The organism is Streptomyces glaucescens (assembly GCF_002154375.1).
In the GTDB taxonomy this organism is placed as follows: Bacteria; Actinomycetota; Actinomycetes; order Streptomycetales; family Streptomycetaceae; genus Streptomyces; species Streptomyces glaucescens.
The window spans coordinates 1-966 of record NZ_MUND01000716.1; the positions used below are offsets into that span (position 1 = coordinate 1).

Consider the following 966-nt stretch of genomic DNA (forward strand, 5'->3'; position numbering starts at 1 on the left):
CGCGGGCACGAGGGGCGTGCCGCCCTCGCGGAGCGTCACGACCGGCGTGGTGTCGGAGACGGGCAGCCGGTCCCGGTACTCCTCGATGATTCCGCGCCACTGGTGGGTCATTGCTGGTTACTCTCCTTCAACCCGCATGATGCTGGCGACACCGCGCACGGTGTCGAGCTTGCGCAGCGCCTCGACGGTCCCGTTCAGGGCGGCGTCGGACGCGCGGTGGGTGACGACGACGAGGGACGCCTCGCCGTCCTTCCCCTGCTGGCGGACGGTGTCGATCGAGACACCGTGCTCGGCGAAGACCGTCGCGACCTGGGCGAGCACACCCGGCTTGTCGGCCACGTCGAGGCTGATGTGGTACCGCGTCACGACCTCGCCCATGGGCGAGACACGCAGCGCGGCGTAGGCGGACTCGCCCGGTCCGGTCGTCCCGCTGAGCCGGTTGCGGCAGACGGCGACGAGGTCGCCGAGGACGGCGGAGGCGGTGGGCGCGCCGCCGGCACCGGGGCCGTAGAACATCAGCTGGCCGGAGGCGTCGGACTCGACGAAGACCGCGTTGTACGCGCCGCGCACGGAGGCGAGCGGGTGGGTCAGCGGGATCATCGCCGGGTGCACGCGCGCGGTGACGGACTCCCCGTCGGCGGCCCGCTCGCAGATGGCGAGCAGCTTGATGGTGCAGCCCATCTCCTTGGCGGAGGCGAAGTCGGCGGCCGTCACCTCGGTCATGCCCTCGCGGTAGACGTCGTCGAGGCGCACGCGCGTGTGGAAGGCGATCCCGGCGAGGATCGCGGCCTTGGCGGCGGCGTCGAAGCCCTCGACGTCGGCGGTCGGGTCGGCCTCGGCGTACCCGAGCGCGGTGGCCTCGTCGAGCGCCTCCTGGTAGCCGGCGCCGGTCGAGTCCATCTTGTCGAGGATGAAGTTCGTGGTCCCGTTGACGATGCCGAGCACCCGGTTGACCTTGTCGCCGGC

Annotated in this window: 1 protein-coding gene and 1 pseudogene; both read right to left on the reverse strand. The window is 71.9% G+C overall.

Annotation, left to right across the window (positions count from 1 at the left end; translation table 11 throughout):
- A pseudogene (locus CCN42_RS41820) lies at positions 1–111 on the reverse strand (threonine synthase); the annotation flags it as partial.
- 6 nt (positions 112–117) lie between these two features.
- The coding region (locus CCN42_RS35800; protein WP_245877620.1) for a homoserine dehydrogenase at positions 118–966 on the reverse strand (849 nt) is incomplete at its 5' end.